The sequence below is a fragment of the Streptomyces sp. RLA123 genome, from assembly GCF_056270165.1.
In genome coordinates this window covers 2,766,861-2,783,239 of sequence record NZ_JBWDOR010000003.1, presented here as the reverse complement: position 1 = coordinate 2,783,239, position 16,379 = coordinate 2,766,861, and the positions used below count along the sequence as shown (strand labels likewise).

Sequence of the window (16,379 nt, the reverse complement as noted above, 5' to 3'; positions counted from 1 at the left end):
CAAACGTGACCTGGCTCACTGCCCGGGCGCATAGTCACCGGGAGTTATCCAACGGCGGGCGTCCGGGACGGCGTCCGGCTGGACCGAGGAGACAAAGGTGTCAGTGCCGGTGCAGAGCCGCAGTCAGGGTCGCAGGGACCGTACCCACTACCTGTACATCGCGGTGGTCGTCGCCGCGATCGCCGGCGCCGTGTTCGGCCTTGTCGCCCCGGACGCGGCGGTCGAGTTGAAGCCGATCGGCACCGGTTTCGTGAACCTGATCAAGATGATGATCTCGCCGATCATCTTCTGCACGATCGTGCTCGGCGTCGGTTCGGTACGCAAGGCCGCGAAGGTCGGCAAGGTCGGCGGGCTCGCGCTCGGCTACTTCATCGCCATGTCCTTCGTGGCACTGGCCATCGGCCTCGTCGTCGGCAACATCCTCCAGCCCGGTGACGGGCTGCACCTGACCGACGCCCTGAAGGACGTGGGCCAGGCCCAGGCCAAGGACGCCCCGGCCGAGTCGCTGCCGGACTTCGTCCTCTCGATCATCCCGGTCACGTTGGTGTCGGCGTTCACCGAGGGGCAGGTGCTGCAGACCCTGCTGGTGGCGCTGCTCGTCGGCTTCGGCCTCCAGGCCATGGGCTCGGCGGGCGAGCCGGTGCTGCGCGGCATAGGGCATATCCAGAAGCTGGTCTTCCGCGTGCTGTCCATGATCATGTGGGCGGCGCCGGTGGGTGCCTTCGGCGCCCTCGCGGCGGTGGTCGGCTCCGCGGGCGTCGACGCCCTCAAGGCCCTGGCCACGATCATGCTGGGCTTCTACGTGACCTGCCTGATCTTCGTCGTCGTCGTGCTCGGCCTGATCCTGCGACTCGTCGCCGGGGTCAACCTCTTCCAGCTGCTGAAGTACCTCGGCCGGGAGTTCCTGCTGATCGTCTCGACCTCCTCGTCGGAGTCGGCGCTGCCCCGCCTCATCGCCAAGATGGAGCACCTCGGCGTCAGCCGCCCGGTCGTCGGCATCACGGTGCCGACCGGTTACTCCTTCAATCTCGACGGCACCATGATCTACCTCACCATGGCCTCGCTGTTCATCGCCGACTCGATGGGCCAGCCGCTGGCCATCGGTCAGCAGATCACGCTCCTGCTCTTCATGATGATCGCCTCCAAGGGCGCCGCGGGCGTCACCGGCGCGGGCCTGGCGACGCTGGCCGGCGCACTCCAGTCGCACAAGCCGGCCCTCGTCGACGGCGTCGGCCTCATCGTCGGCATCGACCGCTTCATGAGCGAGGCACGCGCCGTCACCAACTTCGCGGGCAACGCGGTCGCCACCGTCCTGATCGGCACCTGGACCAAGGAGTTCGACCGCGAGCGGGCCGAGCGGGTCTTCGCCGGCGAACTGCCCTTCGACGAGACCACGCTCGTCGACGACGGCCACGGCGAGCCGTCCGAGCCGGTGTCCACGGAAAAGGAGCCCGCGCCGGCGGTCTGACCGGCCGCCCTGCACACGTCCCGCCGGGCAGCTTCCCCCGTCGCCCGGCGGGACCGGACGTTCCGATCGCGGCGGTCCCGGCTCCCGGCAGGAGCCGGGGCCGCCGGTGCGTGATGATCGCCGCATGACGACGCACCGCGGGTACGCCTCCGCGTCATCCGACACATACGCCTCCCACACCGCGCTGTACGCCGACACCGCACTGACCGAGGGCACCGACTACGCCCGGCGCTTCCGCCGCCACGCCGCCGCCCGGCCCGGTGACACCGTGGTCATCGCCCCGCACGCCGGCGGCATCGAGGCGGGCACCTCCGAACTCTGCCTCGCCGTCGCCGGCTACCACCCCGCCGACCTGGCGCCGACCCCGGCCGGCGGTCCGGTGTACGACTACTGGATGTTCGAGGGCCTGCGCGTCACCGGTAACGGCGCCCTCCATGTCACCTCCACCCGCTGCGACGACCCCGTCGCCCGCTCGCTGGCCGCGGGCAGCGAGCGCGTGCTCTCGCTGCACGGCTGCACCGCCGCGCAGGCGGGCCTGACGGCGGGCGCCCGGGCCGTCCTCGTCGGCGGCGCGGACACCGGCTTCGCGGGACAGCTGATCGCCGCCCTCACCGCCGCCGGCATCCACGCGGTCGACGCCTCGGGGACGAAGGAACTCGCCGGCCTCTCCCCGGCCAACATCTGCAACCGCACCCGGCGCGGCGGCGGCGCCCAGCTGGAGATCACCGCGCCGCTGCGCAGCGCGATGTTCGGCACCGACACCCGCGCCGGGCGCAGGAACACCACCAGGCCGCTCTTCTGGAGTTTCGTCGGCGCCGCCCGCGCGGCGATCGCGACCGCATCCTGACGCCATGTCGAAGTGCCCCTGGGGGCAGGCGCCTTGGGGGCCCGCGGTGCGTGCCGGCGTCGAGGGCCGAGGCGGGTCCCGGCGGGCGTGAGCAGCGCCACAGACGGATTGTTCAATCCTGAACTTCTCCTGTGCGACCCCCGCTGTGGGGAGAGGAACCGGGGACCCGGACAGCACCCGGCCCCTCTCCCCTCGAACGTGCCGCGACAGCCCCGCCCGCGCCTGGCGCGAGGGGGCGTTCCCCCGTGTGGCGCAGGAGGGCTCCGCGGGAACGTGCGAGGTGTGCGCCGAACGGGCAGGAGAGCCGGCGTGCAAGGCCCGTACGCCGGGCGTGCGGCATGCGCCTCGATGCGCCGGAAGGCGGGACGAGGGGCTGTGTGCTGCGCGGCGCGCGAACCGCCCCAAGAACTTTGTTTGGTTCTTGAAAAGCATCAACTCCCGCCCCCTGTAAGGGAGATAATCACACAGCCCGGCGTTGGGGTGGGGGAGTGCGCGCGTCTGCTGCATTTGGCGTAAATCACGGTCTTGTGGTGCGTTTACGCGCGCCCTGGGGCCCGCCTGCATCGTTGATGAGCGTGCTGCGTCGCCTTTCCATGTCCAGGGTGAGATGATTTTGCCGTATTTCGGACATATGGCGTGCGCCCCCCAACGCACCTTAGTGAACGAGGACCCCGCTATGACTGCCACCCTCACCGTGCAGGCCGACAACGACGCCTCGACCCAGCGGCCGCAGCCGCGGCGCAGGATCCCGCTGGCGGAGCTGGCCTCCCGCGGCAGCTCGGTGGCCTCGCCGGCCCTCGGCCGTGTGATGCCCGCTTCGGCCTCCGCAGGGAACGTCCCGGTCGCGGCCTTCCAGTCGTTCAGCAGCTGACTCGGCCGACCGACTCGGGGGTTCCGGGCGCGAAGCCATGGAGACATCACCGTCGTTGAGGCCGCTCTCGCAGTTCGTCCTCAAACTGCACAGCCGGTGCGACCTGGCGTGCGATCACTGCTACGTGTACGAGCACGCCGACACCAGCTGGAAACGTCGGGTCCGGGCGACCCCGGACGAGGTGTTCGAACGGGTGGCGCAGCGGATCGCCGAGCACGCCACGGCGCACCGTCTCGCGAGCGTCCAGGTGGTGTTCCACGGGGGAGAGCCGTTGCTCGCCGGCCCGGCGCGGATCCGCCGGGCCGCCGAGGCGTTACGCGGGGCGCTGGACGGCCGCTGCGCCCTGGAGCTCGGCATCCAGACCAACGCCGTCCTTCTGGACGGGCGATTCTGCGACGTCTTCGACGAGTTCGGCGTCTCGGTCGGGGTCTCCCTCGACGGCGGCCGGGTCGAGAACGACCGCCACCGGCGGTTCGCGGACGGGCGGAGCAGCTACGACCGCGTGGTGAAGTCGATCGGGCTGCTCCGGGAGCCGCGCTACCGCCATCTGTACGGTGGCCTGCTCTGCACGATCGACGTGGACAACGACCCCCTCGCGGTGTACGACGCCCTCATGGCGCTCGACCCGCCCCGTATCGATTTCCTGCTGCCCCACGCCACCCATGACGCGCCGCCCGTGCGCCCCGGCGGCGCCCCGGCGCCGTACGCGGACTGGCTGCTGACGATCCACCGGCGCTGGACGGGCCAGGGCCGCCCGGTGCCCGTGCGGGTCTTCGACTCCGTACGCCGGATGCTGCGCGGCGGGAGCAGCCTCGTGGAGTCGATCGGCACCGACCCGGTCGACCTCGTCGTGATCGAGACCGACGGGACGTTCGAGCAGGCCGATTCACTGAAGACCGCCTACGACGGGGCCCCGGCCACCGGGATGGACGTGTTCACCCACTCCCTGGACGAGGTGGCGGCCCACCCCGGGATCGCCGCCCGCCGGCAGGGCAAGGCGGGACTGAGCGACGCGTGCCGGCGCTGCCCGGTCGTCGACGTCTGCGGCGGCGGACTGTACGCGCATCGCTACCGCACCGGGAACGGATTCGCGAATCCGTCCGCGTACTGCGCCGACCTGATGGAGTTGATCCTCGGCATCCGCGAAGCCGAGGACGAGCAAGTGGATCGGGAGAATTCGGTGACCACCGCGCCCGGGCAGCAGCACCGGTTCCCGCTGACGGAGGACCAGATCGACCAGCTGGCCGCCGGGTACGGCGACGCCGGCGCCGTGGCGGCGCTCGCCGCCGAGCAGCTCGAGATCACCCGCGGCCTGCTCACCGCGGTCTGGGAGCGCGCCCCCCGGGACGGCAGGACCGCCGCCGTCTGGCGAGTGCTCGCCGAGGTCGACGAGGCCGCGCCGGAGGCCGTGGACACCGTGCTGGGCCATCCGTACGTCCGCCCGTGGGCCCGGCACTGCCTCGGGACGGGCGGCGGCGGAGGTGCGGACGTCGCGGGGCTCGCCGAGGTGGCGGCCGCCTCCGTGGTGCGGTCCGCGGGCCGGTACCCGGCGACCGTGCGGGTTCCCGTGCGTGACGGCGCGGTACGGCTGCCGGGTCTCGGCCGTGTGCTGGTCGACGCCGCCGACGGCGAAGCGGCGGAAGTGGCCGCGGACGGCAGCGGATTCCGTGTGAGTGCCGCGGGCCGGACGCTGAGGATCGCCGCGCAGGGCCCGGCGGACGCGTGGTGGCACCCCGTCCGGCGGGTCGGCCCGGCCGGCTGGCCCGTGGCGCTGGAGGACACCGATCCCCACCGCGACGCCCACCAGTGGCCGCCGGTGCCCCGGCAGGACGCGTCCGAGGTCAAGGCCTGGCACGAGGACCTGGTCGCGGCCTGGGACTTCCTCGGCCGCGAAATGCCGCGCTACGTCCCGGGGCTGGCCGCCGGGCTCGGGACCATCACCGCGCTGGTCCCGCCGGGCGACGGCAGCGACGTCAGCGGTGCCGCCCGGCAGGCGTTCGGAGCGGTCGGCATCGCGCGCCCCGCGACGCCGGTCACGCTGGCCCTGCTGGTGGCCCACGAGTTCCAGCATGTGAAGCTCGGCGCCGTCCTGGACCTGGTGGACCTGTTCGACCCGGACGACACCCGCCTCTTCCACGCGCCGTGGCGGCCCGACCCGCGGCCCCTGGAGGGGCTGCTCCAGGGGACGTACGCGCACATCGCCGTCGCCGAGTACTGGCGTGCCCTGGCCCGCCAGGGCGTCCCGGAGGCGGCCGCCCCCTTCGCCCGCTGGACCCGCGAGACGGCGGAGGCGATCGACCGTCTCGCCGGCAGCGGCTCGCTCACCCCGCTCGGTGAGCGCTTCGCGGACCGGATGGCCGGCACCGTCGCCCCCTGGATCTCCGAACTGAACGGGGTCTGAGGTGCACACTCGGGAAAGCCTCACCGGTGATCTGCGCGCGCTCGGCGTCGGACCCGGCGATGTGCTGCTGGTCCAGGGCTCGCTGCGGGCGGTCGGCCCGGTCGAGGGCGGCGGGCGCACCGTGGTCGAGGCGCTGCGGGCGGCGCTGGGCGACGAGGGCACCCTCGTGGCGTACGCGGCGACGCCGGAGAACTCGGTCACCTCGCGGCTCGACCGGGAGCGCACGGCAGGCCTGAGCGCGGCCGAACTGGCCGCGTACCGCGAGGCGATGGAGCCCTTCGACCCGCTGACCACGCCCGTGTCGCCCAGTGTCGGGCGGCTGGCCGAGGAGGTCCGGCTCACCCCGGGGGCGCTGCGCAGCGCGCATCCGCACACCTCCTTCACCGCAGTGGGTCCCGCGGCGCGCACCCTCACCGAGGGCCACGCGCTGGAGAGCCACCTGGGCGAGGACTCGCCCACCGCCCGGCTGTACGACCTGCGGGGCCGGGCGCTGCTCATCGGCGTGGACCTGTGGGTGTGCACGGCCTACCATCTAGCCGACTACCGCGCCGTCCCGCCGCCGGACCGCCCCTACCGGGCGCTGGTACGGAGCGCGGACGGCGGCAGGGAGTGGGTGTCCTTCGAGGCGCCCGACATCGACGACCGCCATTTCCCGCGTCTCGTCCCGGTGGTGGCACGCGAGTGCGTCGTGCTGAACGGCCTGTTCGGCGACGCGCCCTGCCATCTTGTGCCCATCGCGGACGCGGTGGATGTCATCGCCAAATGGCTTGTGCAACACGACCATTGACGGCCCGTCCGGAAAATTGATGGTCATGCGCTATTCCGCCGGAGAAACAGCGGTTCCTACACTGAGGTTCCCTCACGAGGGGCGCGGCGGGGACCTGTAGGTCGGGGCGGGGGAGATGGCGCATGGCATTACCCGTGGGGCAGGGAGACGCCTCGGACAAGCCGTATTTCTTCCTCAGCTACGCACACACCCCCAGGAACGACCCTTCGGATCCCGACCCCGACCTGTGGGTCGCCAAGCTCTACAACGACCTGTGCGCGCACATCCTGCAGATGACGACACTGCCTGCCGGGGTGAAGGCGGGCTTCATGGACCGGGGGATGAACGTCGGCGAGGGGTGGCCGGAATCGCTGGCCGAGGCGCTGGCGCACTGCCGGGTCTTCGTCCCGCTGTACTCGCCGCGCTACTTCCGCAGCCAGCAGTGCGGCAAGGAGTGGTACGCGTTCTCGCAGCGCGCGGTGTACCACCGGGCCGTGCACGAGGGGCCGATATCCGGCATCGTGCCCGCGCTGTGGGTGCCGGTGGCCGCGAACGACATGCCCGGCCCGGCCGAAGGGCTCCAGTTCAACCACGCGGACTTCGGTGAGGACTACGCCGCCGAGGGCTTCTACGGGCTGATCAAGCTCAGCTACCTCAAGCACGAGTACGAGCGCGCCGTGTACCGCCTCGCGCAGCGCATCGTGCAGGTGGTCGAGGAGACCAAGATCGCCAAGGGCCGGCACGTCGACTACCACCACGTCCCCAGCGCCTTCGGGCCCCCGGGCGCCAGCCGGCCGCTGCGGGTGACGGTGCTCGCCTGCTGCAGTTCCGAGGAACTGCCGGAGGGGCGCAGCGGCACCTGCTACGGTCCCTCGCCCCGTGACTGGAACCCGTACCACCCGCAGAGCAACCGGCCGCTGGCCGACCACGCGGCCGACCTCGCGCGCAACCTCGACTACCGGGTCAGTGTGGGGGTGTTCGAGGAGGAGCTGGACCGCCTGCTGGACCCCACGCCCACCGCCCCGGGGCTGCTGCTGCTCGACCGCTGGGCCATGGGTTCGGCCGACCGGCGGGAGATGCTGGCCCGTTTCGGCGACGGGCGCCGGCCGTGGATCAGCGTCCTCGTGCCCTGGAACCGCTCGGACCCGGACTCCAACGGCCACGAGGAGGGCCTGCGCCGCATCGCCGACGAGGCCCTCGAACCGGGCCGGACGGAGGGCCCGGGCGGCCTGCGGTTCCTCCGCAACAGCATCCCGAGCCTCGAGGCCTTCAGCGACGACGTGCCCAAGGCCGTGGGGCTCGCCGCCAAGCACTACGCGGCCCACGCCCCGGCGTTCCCACCGCACGGACCGCACAGCTCGCGCCCCAGGCTGCGCGGCCCCTCCGCCGGAGCGTACGGAACCGAGCGCTCCTCCCCGTACGGCCTGTACGACGACCGCGGCACCACGGAACCCGACAAACCGGAGGGCCAGGATGACCGAGAGCCGTAACGGACGTGTGATCACGTTCTACTCGTACAAGGGCGGCACCGGACGCACCATGGCCCTGGCGAACACCGCCTGGATCCTCGCGGCCAACGGCCACCGGGTGCTGACCGTGGACTGGGACCTCGAAGCACCGGGGCTCTTCCGCTTCTTCCATCCCTTCCTGGACTCCTCGGCGCTGGCGGCCACCACCGGCATGATCGACCTGATCACCGAGTACCGGGAGGAGGCGCTGCGCGACGTACCGCGCCCTCCCGACTGGCACCGCCAGTTCGCGCGGGTGCGCCCGCACGCCATATCCCTGAACTGGGGCTTCCCCGAGGGCGGCAGCCTGGACTACCTGTCCGCGGGCCGCCAGGACCGCAACTACTCCACCGCCCTGACCGGCATCGACTGGGACGTCTTCTACGACCGCTTCGGCGGCGGCCAGTTCCTGGACGCCATGCGCGCGGACATGCGCCGCCACTACGACTACGTCCTCATCGACAGCCGCACCGGCCTCAGCGACATCGCCGACATCTGCACCGTGCACATGCCCGACGAACTGGTGGTCTGCTTCACCCTCAGCGACCAGAGCATCTACGGCGCCGCCGCCGTCGCCCGCGACATCGAGGAGCGGTACAGCGGCCGCGGCATACGCATCTTCCCGGTGCCCATGCGTATCGACGACGGCGAGAAGGAGAAGGCCGACGCCGGGCGGGCGCTGGCCCGCGCGCAGTTCGAGGGGCTCCCGGCCGGGCTGGGGGACGAGGAGCGCGTCGCCTACTGGGGCTCGGTGGAGATCCCGTACCGGCCCTTCTACGCCTACGAGGAGATCCTGGCGACGTTCGGCGACGCGCCCGGCCTGTCCAGCTCGATGCTGTCCGCCTGCGAGCGCCTGACCGCCATGGTCTCCGGCGGCGCCGTCACCTCGCTGCCCCCGCTCGCTGAGCCCGAACGGCTCCGCTGGGCGGCGGAGTTCACCCGGCGCCGGCCCGTCCCGCCGTCCGGTCTGGTGCTGGCCTACGTGCCGGAGGACCGCATGTGGGCGGACTGGATCGAATGGCTCCTGACCCGGGCCGGCTTCCGGGTCGTTCCCTGGGACGTGGAGACCCACGCCGCCCCCATGGAACACCCCGCGGGCGCCGGCTCCTCGACCCGTACGCTCATCGTGCTCTCCGCCGCCTACCTGCGGTCCCGCCGGGCCATGCGGGTGTGGGAGTCCAACTCCGGCACCGACCCCTCGGGCCAGCAGCACCAGCTCCTGCCGATCCGGGTCGGCGACGTGCGCCCCGGTCCGCCGCTGGCCCAGCGCAGCCCGGTGAGCCTGGTACGGCTCGACAACGAGGCGGCCGCCACCACCCTGCTGCGCGCACTGGGCCGCGACGAGACGGACCTCAACCCGGCCTCGATGGCGGGCGGCCCGCGCTACCCCGTCGGCGACCCCAAGGTGTCCAACCTCCGGCCCCGCAACACCTTCTTCACCGGGCGCTCCACCGTCCTGGACCGGCTGCGCGACCGCCTGGGCGGCGGCAACCCCTCCGTCCAGCCATTCCCCCAGACGCTCCACGGGCTGGGCGGCGTCGGCAAGACCCAGGTGGCGCTGGAGTACGCGCACCGCTTCAAGGCCGACTACGACCTCGTGTGGTGGATCGAGGCGGAGCAGGAGGACCGGATCGCGCCCTCCCTCGCCGAGCTCGCCCGCCGTCTGGAACTCAGGGTCGGCGACAGTGTCTCCGAGGCCGCCGAGGCGGCCCGTGAGGAGCTGATGACCGGCACCCGTTTCCCGCGCTGGCTGCTGGTGTTCGACAACGTCGAGGACCCCGAGCGGGTGCGCCGGTTCTTCCCCGGAGGACGCGGCCACATCGTGGTCACCGCCCGGAACAAGCCGCCGACCGGCCCGACCGAGCCTCTGGAGATCGAGGTCTTCAACCGCGCGGAGAGCGTGGAGCACCTGCGCCGCCGGGTCGGCGGCATGACCCGGGAGGACGCCGCGCAGGTGGCGGAGGCGGTCGGCGACCTGCCGCTGGCGGTCGAGGTGGCGGCCGCGTGGCTCGCCGAGACCGCGACCCCCGTGGACGTGTATGTGCAGCAGCTCAAGGAGCAGACCACCAAGGCGCTGTCGGTCACCATGGCCGCCGGCTACCCGCGGGAGGTCGGGGCGACCTGGAGCATCTCCATCAGCCGGCTGCGCAACCAGTCCAAGGCCGCCGTCCGGCTGCTGGAGCTGTGCGCGTTCTTCGCGGCCGAGCCGATCTCGATGACCCTCATCGAGAGCGACTCCATGATTCAGGCCCTGCTCCCGTACGACCCCCAGCTCCGCGACCGCTACATGCTCGGCAAGGTCATCCAGGCCGTCAACCGCTTCGCGCTGGCGAAGGTCGATCCGGCCGACAGCAGCATCCAGGTGCACCGGCTGGTGCAGGCGGCCGTGCGCTCGGAGATGTCCGACGACGACCAGCAGGAGACGATGCACGAGGTGCACCGCATCCTCGCCGAGGCGCGACCGCCCGAGGACGCCATCAACGACCCGGCGAACTGGCCCGGATTCGAGCTGATCTGGCCGCACCTGGCCCCGTCGCAGGCCGAGGACTGCCGCGAGGAGAAGCCGCGGCAACTGCTCGTCAACCGCGTCCGCTACCTGTGGAAGAGCGGCGCGCTGGAACAGGCCCGGATCCTGGCCGAGCAGCTGCTGCACAACTGGAAGCAGTCCCTCGGCGAGGACGACCTGCAGACCCTCAACCTGCAGTTCGAACTCGCCAACGTGCTCCGCTCGCAGGGCCGCTACCAGGAAGCCCGGCAGTACGACGAGGACACCCTCGCCCGGCAGACCGCCCTGCTGCCGGCCGGCCACCCCCACACCCTGATCACCGGCGGCAGCCTCGCGGCGGACCTGCGGGCGCTCGGCCGCTTCCAGGAGGCCCGGGAACGCGACGAGCAGATCTACGCGGGCTTCAGGGACATCTTCGGCGAGCAGCATCCGCGCTCGCTCGTCGCGGCCAACAACCTCGCCATCGACTACCGGCTCACCGGGGACTCCGAACTCGCCCGCCGCCTGGACCAGGAGACCGTCGACCGGCGCAGCCCGATGCTCGGCGACCGCCACCCGTACACCCTGTCGACCAAGGCCAACCTCGCCCGCGACCTGCGGGAGATCGGCGACTACGCCGGCTCCGTCGCCATGCTGGAAGAGGTGATGGACGTCTTCCAGGACGTCCTCAACCCCGACGTGCCCGAGACACTGCGCAACTCCAAGAGCCTCGCCGTCTCGCTGCGCAAGGCGGGCCGCGCCGCCGAGTCGATGCGGCTCACCCAGGTGACCTACGACCGCTACCTGGAGCGGTACGGCCCCGACGTGCCCGACACGCTCGCCTGCGCGCTCAACCTCGCCGCCGAGTACTCGGCGGCCGGCGACAAGGAGAAGGCCCGCGACCTGGCCCTGGACGCCCTGTCCTCCTACCGGCGGCTGCTCGGCGACGACCATCCGTTCACCCTGGCCTGCCGCAACAACCTGGCCATCTACCTGCGGGGCAGCGGCGACGCGGCGGAGGCCGTGGCGGTCGGCACCGACACCCTGGCCCGGCTGGAGCGCGCGGTCGGCGCACGCCACCCGTACACCCTGAACTGCATGATCAACCTGGGCAACGCGCAGGGCGAACTCGGCGACACCGACCGCGCCGTGACCCTCCTGGAAACCGCCCTGCGGGGTCTCACCGAGCGGTACGGTCCCGAGCACCCGGACGCCCTGGCCTGCGAGATCAACCTGGCCCATGCCCTGCGGCAGTCCGGCCGGCACGCCCAGGCACAGCAGATCCGCGGCAAGGTGCTGCCCGAGTGCGTACGGCTGCTGGGCGAGGAGCACCCCCTCAGCCGGGCGGCCCGCGAGTGGTTCCGGGTCAACCGGGACCTGGAACCCCAGCCGGTGTGAGCGGCGGTCAGGCGGGCATCGAGCGTGCCTGACCGCCACCGGCGGCAGCCCAGGCCAGCACCCGGGGGAGCACCGACAGGGCCGCGAAGTGCGCGGCCCCCGGCTGGACCACCATGATCGCGCCGGGGATGTGCTCCGCCAGCCAGCGGGAGTGCGCCACCGGCGAGAACACGTCGGCCTCGCCGTGCCACAGCAGCACCGGCACCGCGATCCGGTCCAGGCCGAAGCCCCAGCTCCGGTTGAACGCGAGGGCGTCGTCGATCCAGCCGTCGGCCGACGTGCGCAGCGCCTCCGCATAGGTGCGCAGCAGCATCGTGCGCAGGCCCGCGTCGGCGATCACGCGCTGGTCCGGTTCCGGCATCTCGGTCCGGAGCAGGGCGAGCAGGCTGGCCGGGTCGTCGCGGATGGTGCGCGAGCGCAGTTCCAGCCGGGCGGCGAGGCGGCGCTGCGCGGCGTCGGCGGTGGTGTGGTCACGGACGTTGGACCGGCTCATCCCCGCGTACCAGGCGAGCCCCTGGGCGTCCCGGGGAGCGAGCCCCACCAGTACCGCCGCCCGGGTCACCCGGTCCGGCATCAGCGCGGCGCACGCGAGGGTGTGCGGCCCGCCGCCCGAGCGGCCGACCACCGCGAACCCGTCCAGGCCCAGGGCGTCGGCGATCGCCGCGACATCGGCGGCGGCGTCCGCGACCCGCCGGCCGGGCAGCCGCTCCGAGCCGCCGTACCCGGGCCGGTCGAAGGAGATCATCCGGACCCCCAGCCGGTACAGCACCGCGCTGCGCGGGAGTGGGCCGAGCCTGCTGCCGGGGGTGCCGTGGAGCAGGAACACCGGTCTGCCCCGGGGATCGCCCAGGGTCTCCACCGCCAGTTCCCGCCCGTCCCCCGCCTCTACCACACGCACGCCGAGCGGCCCCCTTCCCGGTGTTCTGCGCCGGTGTACCCGTTTTCATACGCGCATCTCCCGCCTCGCCTGCCAGGTGGTGTGCTCCCGGGACACCGCGTCCTCGGCGTCCCGGGTCAGCTGGGACCACAGGTGCTCGGCGTGCGGGTCGTTCAGGTCGAGCGAGGTCAACTGGACGCGGATCAGCTCCAGTTCGTCTGCGGCCAGGCGGTACGCCGCGGCCAGTGGGCTGTACTGGCGCAGCTGCGACCAGGCCGCGACCGACGCCGTGATGGCCGACACGAAGCCCAGCGTGTCGAAGGGGGACCAGCCGCCCGCCCGCAGGATCAGGAAGAGGACGCCGAGCAGCGGGAACGCCATCGCGAGGTGTCCGGCACGGCGTCCGTTCACCTCGCAGCGAGCCGCCTTCACCGTGTACCACTCGTGCTGGATCCGGATGCGCTCCCGCAGGTAGACGTCGTGCCGTACGCGCAGCGGCGCGTCCCGCAGCCGCCGCATCGCCGGGGTGATGCCGGAGTCCACGTGCGGGGGCAGGGCCCGGCTGCGGCGGAAGGTGTGCAGGACGTCGCCGAGCTGCAGCCGGTACAGGGCGTCGGGATCCCGTTCGTTGCCGGGCGGGGTGAAGGGGGCGGCTCGTATCGAGTACTTCCAGGCGAGGGTCTTCATGGACTCCGCCAGCGCCCTGCCCTCGTACCAGAGGGCCTGCGGGTCCTGGCGGTGGATCACCCAGGTGGTCCACGCGGCGAGCGCGAAGAGGACGGCCGCCAGCCACGAGGCCCAGTGCAGACGGCCCGCGGTGGGGTCGAACGAGCTGAAGACGGAGGCCACCGTGAGCAGGCCGAGCTGCTGCCGTGACAGCCGTACGGTCTGCCACTGGCCCCGTAAGGACGCCCGGTCTGCGGCCCGGAACAGTTCCGGGAGCAACTCGCGTTCGCTCACCATCGGCAGCGGCCCCCCGCACTCGCTGAATCCCGCGTCATCCCAGTATGGGGGCATCAGGGACGGCGGCCCAGTAGGCGTTCGGCCGAACAGCGGCCGCCTGCGGGGGGTTCGGGCGCGGAGGCCGGCAGTGCGGGCGGCGCCGGGCAGGGGCGAGGGCCGGGCACCCGACGGCGCCCGGCCCTCTCCGCGTGACGCGCCGCGCTACACCGGCCGCAGCCAGACCGTGGACAGCGGCGGCAGCGTGAGCTGCACGCTCTGCCGGCGGCCGTTCCAGCCGACGGGCTCGGACTTCAGCGGCTCCGGGTTGGTGACGTCGCCACCTCCGTACGCCGCGGCGTCGGTGTTGAGCACCTCGCGCAGCGCTTCCGCGCCGTCCGGGACACCGATCCGGTACCCCTGGCGGACCACCGGCGAGAAGTTGCTGACGGCGATCAGCGGTTCGCCGGCCGCGTCGAGGCGGAGGAAGGAGAACACGTTGTCCTCGGCCGCGCCGCCGTCGATCCAGGCGAACCCCTCCGGCGAGGTGTCGCGCTGCCACAGCGAGGGCGTGCCCCGGTACACCGTGTTGAGGTCGCGCACCAGGTCGCGCACGCCCCGGTGGTCGCCGGCCGCCGAGTAGGTCTCGTCGAGCAGCCACCAGTCCGGGCCGTGGTCGTGCGACCACTCGGCGCCCTGGGCGAACTCCTGCCCCATGAAGAGCAGTTGCTTGCCCGGATGGGCCCACATGAAGCCCAGGTACGCGCGATGGGTGGCGCGCTGCTGCCACCAGTCACCCGGCATACGGTTCACCAGCGAGCCCTTGCCGTGGACGACCTCGTCGTGGGAGATCGGCAGCACGTAGTTCTCGCTGTAGGCGTACACCATCGAGAACGTCATCTCGTTGTGGTGGTACTTGCGGTGCACGGGCTCGTGCTTGACGTACTCCAGCGAGTCGTGCATCCAGCCCATGTTCCACTTCAGGCCGAAGCCCAGCCCGCCGAAGCCGGTGGGGCCGACCTCGTGGGTGGCGCGGGTGACACCGTCCCAGGCGGTGGACTCCTCGGCGATGGTGACCACGCCCGGGCAGCGGCGGTAGACGGTGGCGTTCATCTCCTGGAGGAAGGCGACCGCGTCCAGGTCCTCCCGCCCGCCGTACACGTTGGGCGCCCAGTCGCCGTCCTCGCGCGAGTAGTCCAGGTAGAGCATCGAGGCGACGGCGTCCACGCGCAGGCCGTCGATGTGGAACTCCTCGCACCAGTAGACCGCGTTGGCGACGAGGAAGTTGCGGACCTCGGTGCGGCCGAAGTCGAACTCCAGCGTCCCCCAGTCCGGGTGCTCGCCGCGCCAGGCGTGCTCGTAGACGTTCGCGCCGTCGAACTGCGCCAGCGCCCACTCGTCCTTGGGGAAGTGGGCCGGCACCCAGTCCATGATCACGCCGATGCCCGCCCGGTGCAGGGCGTCCACCAGGAACTTGAAGTCGTCCGGGGTGCCCATCCGCGCGGTCGGCGCGTAGTACGAGGTGACCTGGTAGCCCCAGGAGCCGCCGAAGGGGTGCTCGGCGACCGGCATCAGCTCCACGTGCGTGAAGCCGAGGTCGCGCACGTACGCCGGAAGCTGCTCGGCGAGCTCGCGGTACGACAGCCCCGGCCGCCAGGAGCCCAGGTGCACCTCGTACACCGACAACGGCGCCTCGTGCACCGGCACGTCGCCGCGCCGGGCCATCCACTCGGCGTCCTGCCAGGCGTGGTGGGAGGCGGTGATCACGGAGGCTGTCGCGGGGGGCGTCTCGGTGCGCCGGGCCATGGGGTCGGCCTTCAGCCGGTGCACGCCGTCCGGGCCGCAGATGTCGAACTTGTAGCGCTGCCCCTCGCCGACCCCGGGCAGGAACAGCTCCCACACCCCGGTGGACCCGAGCGAGCGCATCGGGAAGGCCGTGCCGTCCCAGTAGTCGAAGTCGCCGACCACGCGCACGCCGCGGGCGTTCGGCGCCCAGACGGTGAAGCGGGTGCCCGTCACGCCGTCGTGGGTCATCGGCTCGGCGCCGAGCGCCTTCCACAGCTGCTCGTGCCGGCCCTCGCCGATCAGGTGCAGGTCGAACTCACTGAGCGTGGGCAGGAAGCGGTAGGGGTCGTGGACCTCCTGGTCCTGGCCGTCGTACGTCACGAGCAGCCGGTGGACCGGCACCTCCGGCAGCGGCAGCACCCCGGCGAACAGCCCGTCGCCCTCGCCGTGCAGCGCCGCCCGCGTCCCGCCCCCGGTGACGACCGTCACCGCCTGCGCGTAGGGGCGCAGGACGCGCACCAGCACGCCGTCCGCCACCGGGTGCGCGCCGAGCAGGGCGTGCGGGTCGTGGTGGGACCCGTCGAGCAGCCGCCACCGCTCACCGGCGTCGAGCGCCGGGGCGGGACGCACATCGCCGGGGGCGGCGGCCTCAGCGGGCCGGGTCACCTCGGGCCCGGGCGGCGGCGCCTGGTGGCCGACCGCCACGGCGCCGGGCACCGGCGCGGGGACCGTGCGGGGCGCGCTGCCGGAGGCGGGCGGCCGCCCGGAGCCGGCGGGGTCGTAGCCGCGCGCGACGGCCTCGGAGGTACGGGCGTCGGAGGCGCGGACCTCGGGGGTGCCCGCCTCGGACGGACGCTCGGCCTTGCGACGGGAGTTCGCCGCCGCGGCGGGCGATGGCACTGAACCCTCGGGCCCGCCGCCGGACGCGGAACGCGCGGCGCGGGACGGCCCGTTCCCGCCGGGGCCGGAAGTGCCGGGATCGGCATCGGGGAACGGCTGGCGATCGGTCACGATCAGGTCCTCCTCGGTAGGGC

The 16,379-nt window shown here is 72.5% G+C and carries 10 protein-coding genes; 7 read left to right on the top strand and 3 right to left on the bottom strand.

Annotated elements, in window-relative coordinates; genetic code table 11:
* Nucleotides 1–103: 103 nt before the first annotated feature.
* The 7 genes from RV983_RS12335 to fxsT all read left to right on the top strand — a co-directional run bounded on the left by RV983_RS12335 (nucleotide 104) and on the right by fxsT (nucleotide 11,744).
* Nucleotides 104–1,468, top strand: a complete 1,365-nt coding sequence (locus RV983_RS12335; RefSeq protein ID WP_475990297.1) for a cation:dicarboxylate symporter family transporter — start codon at nucleotides 104–106, stop codon at nucleotides 1,466–1,468.
* A gap of 124 nt (nucleotides 1,469–1,592) precedes the next feature.
* Entirely contained in the window at nucleotides 1,593–2,315 is a 723-nt protein-coding gene (locus RV983_RS12330; protein ID WP_475985839.1) for a poly-gamma-glutamate hydrolase family protein, read from the top strand.
* A 676-nt stretch (nucleotides 2,316–2,991) separates the two neighbouring features.
* Nucleotides 2,992–3,186: an FxSxx-COOH cyclophane-containing RiPP peptide gene (gene fxsA / locus RV983_RS12325; RefSeq protein WP_475985838.1), complete on the top strand. Its 195-nt coding sequence runs from the start codon at nucleotides 2,992–2,994 to the stop codon at nucleotides 3,184–3,186.
* 37 nt (nucleotides 3,187–3,223) lie between these two features.
* The gene (locus tag RV983_RS12320) at nucleotides 3,224–5,587 is read left to right on the top strand and encodes an FxsB family cyclophane-forming radical SAM/SPASM peptide maturase (protein WP_475985837.1); all 2,364 of its coding nucleotides are present in this window, start codon (nucleotides 3,224–3,226) and stop codon (nucleotides 5,585–5,587) included.
* A 1-nt stretch (nucleotide 5,588) separates the two neighbouring features.
* On the top strand, nucleotides 5,589–6,374 hold the full coding sequence (locus tag RV983_RS12315) for an AAC(3) family N-acetyltransferase (protein ID WP_475985836.1): 786 nt from the start codon (nucleotides 5,589–5,591) through the stop codon (nucleotides 6,372–6,374).
* Between the two features lie 122 nt (nucleotides 6,375–6,496).
* On the top strand, nucleotides 6,497–7,843 hold the full coding sequence (locus RV983_RS12310; protein ID WP_475985835.1) for a TIR-like protein FxsC: 1,347 nt from the start codon (nucleotides 6,497–6,499) through the stop codon (nucleotides 7,841–7,843).
* Nucleotides 7,827–11,744 (top strand): FxSxx-COOH system tetratricopeptide repeat protein, encoded by a 3,918-nt coding sequence (gene fxsT / locus RV983_RS12305; protein ID WP_475985834.1) that lies wholly within the window; start codon nucleotides 7,827–7,829, stop codon nucleotides 11,742–11,744. The genes RV983_RS12310 and fxsT overlap by 17 nt, the downstream gene beginning before the upstream one ends.
* 7 nt (nucleotides 11,745–11,751) lie before the next feature.
* Here the strand turns inward: fxsT and RV983_RS12300 are convergent, their stop codons facing one another.
* From RV983_RS12300 to glgB, 3 genes are all read right to left on the bottom strand, one after another.
* Complete coding sequence (locus RV983_RS12300) at nucleotides 11,752–12,642, bottom strand: alpha/beta fold hydrolase (protein WP_475985833.1); 891 nt, start codon at nucleotides 12,640–12,642, stop codon at nucleotides 11,752–11,754.
* Nucleotides 12,643–12,687: 45 nt separating this feature from the next.
* Nucleotides 12,688–13,584, bottom strand: coding sequence for a DUF4231 domain-containing protein (locus RV983_RS12295; protein ID WP_475985832.1), 897 nt, complete (start codon nucleotides 13,582–13,584; stop codon nucleotides 12,688–12,690).
* A gap of 201 nt (nucleotides 13,585–13,785) precedes the next feature.
* Complete coding sequence (gene glgB, locus RV983_RS12290; RefSeq protein WP_475985831.1) at nucleotides 13,786–16,356, bottom strand: 1,4-alpha-glucan branching enzyme; 2,571 nt, start codon at nucleotides 16,354–16,356, stop codon at nucleotides 13,786–13,788.
* Nucleotides 16,357–16,379 lie beyond the last annotated feature (23 nt).

Coding starts and splice junctions, on each gene's coding strand:
- RV983_RS12330 (WP_475985839.1), top strand. CDS start 1,593: ATGACGACGCACCGCGGGTACGCCTCCGCGTCATCCGACACATACGCC.
- fxsA (WP_475985838.1), top strand. CDS start 2,992: ATGACTGCCACCCTCACCGTGCAGGCCGACAACGACGCCTCGACCCAG.
- RV983_RS12320 (WP_475985837.1), top strand. CDS start 3,224: ATGGAGACATCACCGTCGTTGAGGCCGCTCTCGCAGTTCGTCCTCAAA.
- RV983_RS12310 (WP_475985835.1), top strand. CDS start 6,497: ATGGCATTACCCGTGGGGCAGGGAGACGCCTCGGACAAGCCGTATTTC.
- fxsT (WP_475985834.1), top strand. CDS start 7,827: ATGACCGAGAGCCGTAACGGACGTGTGATCACGTTCTACTCGTACAAG.
- RV983_RS12295 (WP_475985832.1), bottom strand. CDS start 13,584: ATGGTGAGCGAACGCGAGTTGCTCCCGGAACTGTTCCGGGCCGCAGAC.